This is a genomic window from Acaryochloris marina MBIC11017, from assembly GCF_000018105.1.
Taxonomy (GTDB): Bacteria; Cyanobacteriota; Cyanobacteriia; order Thermosynechococcales; family Thermosynechococcaceae; genus Acaryochloris; species Acaryochloris marina.
Genome location: NC_009934.1, coordinates 1 through 2,133, shown reverse-complemented (window position 1 = coordinate 2,133; position 2,133 = coordinate 1). Strand labels below are relative to the sequence as shown.

General features: G+C 42.5%; 1 protein-coding gene and 1 pseudogene. Both read left to right on the top strand.

What is annotated here, in order from left to right:
* Window positions 1–33 precede the first annotated feature (33 nt).
* A pseudogene (locus tag AM1_RS40700) lies at window positions 34–1,031 on the top strand (IS1-like element ISAcma36 family transposase).
* Between the two features lie 494 nt (window positions 1,032–1,525).
* The gene (locus tag AM1_RS39520) at window positions 1,526–1,855 is read left to right on the top strand and encodes a PAN domain-containing protein (RefSeq protein ID WP_012168531.1); all 330 of its coding nucleotides are present in this window, start codon (window positions 1,526–1,528) and stop codon (window positions 1,853–1,855) included.
* Window positions 1,856–2,133: the final 278 nt, after the last annotated feature.

Sequence of the window (2,133 nt, the reverse complement as noted above, 5' to 3'; positions counted from 1 at the left end):
TATAATGCCTTCGACGGAACCTGATGTAGATCAATGGAATGCCCATACTGTCAAAGTGAGAAGATCCTTAAGCGTGGCTTTGATAGTCTGCAAGATGGGACATTAGTCCAGCGATATCAGTGTAAGGATTGCAATCGTCGTTTCAACGAACGCACAGGCACCCCAATGGCTCGTTTACGCACCGCTAGTTCAGTGGTGAGCTATGCCATCAAAGCTCGCACCGAAGGAATGGGGGTCCGTTCAGCAGGTCGTACCTTTGGTAAATCTCATACCACCATTATGCGTTGGGAAAAACGCCTAGCAGACCAAGCACAGAACTGGTCACCCCCCCGCACCAGCAGCCTCTGATGTGACGGTAGAAGGGGATGAAGTATACACTCGTGTAGGCAAAAATCTTCCCCCCCAGCCAGTCCCAGGGCTGGACCATCCACTTCCTTGAACGCGAAAGCCGCTATTGGTTGACAGCACTAGCTGGCCTCAAGGATGCACAACTTTTTGCAAATGGCGTTTACTCAGCTTGGGAGTGGGTGAAAGCCTGTGATGGGATTCGATGGTTTACCGATGGTGAAAGGCGTTATGGACAAGAACTTTGGCAGCTTGCCAGTGTCTATCTCAAAGGTGATGAGTGTCATCCTGACTATGGGCATCGCAAGGTTTGGCGAGAAGGGTTAGAAGTCGTGATGAAAGTTAAAGGGTCTCAGGGGAATCGGCGAGTAGAGTGGGTGAAAACAGAGCATCCCTTTACCGCTATCAGTCCAAGGTCTGAGATCCATGCCAATCATAATGAGGCTCACAATGCTGCCTTGAGGAGACGATGTAGTGCTTATCGAAGGCGGCAGAATCTCTACGCTAAGAAGCGGTTGGGGTTACAGCGAGTGCTAGACGTACAACGCCTGATTCATAACTGGGTTAGACCCCATTGGGGACTCAGTAAGCAGACCACACCAGCCATGGAGATGGGATTTTGTTCTCGCCCACTGAGTACTTTAGAACTCCTCACCAATAAAGGGTTTAGGTATGTGCCCTGTTAGTAGACCAGTGCCCGCACTCATCCAACCCACGATCGCACCTCAAAGCAAACCCAAGAATTTATCAACCTTCTTAATCCCCCGTGACTCTCCTGTTTTCGGGGTTTTTTATAGGGCATTGCATCCCACTTCATACCTATTAAAAAGTTACAAAATATAAATAAATGCATAAACAAGGAAAAGGTAAAAGATAAGACATCAAAGTACCGAGGTTCTTAGACACCTTATACCAATTACCTAGTAAAACAGCCTATGTCAGTCTTCTTAAAGCTCTGTAAATCAGCCAATCTTCAAAATTAAGCCTTTAATTTCAGCAAATAAATGGTGTTACGCTTAAAAACTCTAATTTAAAACAATGAACTTTTAAAACTATGAACTTTGGCATAAGTTTTAATTACTAGATAACTATAAATAGGTTTTGTAACACTATAAATCTGGAAATATTTGCATTTCAGAATATTAATGCTAAAAACGATCTACCTTGGAGAAAAACAATCATGAAAAAATTAGTTTTACTTTTTTTTCTAAGTATTGCAATACTTGCCGGTTCTGTGACCATATCTCATGCACAAACTTTTGGGCCTGTTTTCCTTGTGGAATATAATACAGATCGTCAGGGTGGAGATATCCGTTCAGGATTTCCTGTGGGTAATGTCGGTCAGTGTATGAATGAGTGTGCTAGTTCTTCTCAATGTAGAGCCTTTACATTTGTTGATGTTAACCAGCAACCTCCCAACTATAATAATAATCGCCCTCTTTGCTGGCTAAAAAGGTCTGTACCAGGTAAAAGAAGAAATTCTGGAATGATCACTGGAGTTAGACAGTAATATTTAATTCCTATTTGAGTAGTGCATGGATGTATTTTTTTTACATCTAACTTCTCAATTAAGAAGCTCAGTCTGAAGCAGCTTTTCTTTGGTACACTCGTTAAATCACTTTTTACTCCAGTTGCTGAAACACTTATTTTCAATAGCTTTCTAAAAGTAGTGCGAATAGCAGCATTTAGTAATCAATTTTATGCTGCTATTCGCATCCTATTTCAATCTTGCCAAATACAAGAAACCTCATCCAGCAATCAGGCACTGGTCTGTTAGCAGGATCTAGC

What these genes read in the sequence shown, in the direction of transcription:
- AM1_RS39520 (WP_012168531.1), top strand. Translation starts at nt 1,526, where the DNA reads ATGAAAAAATTAGTTTTACTTTTTTTTCTAAGTATTGCAATACTTGCC.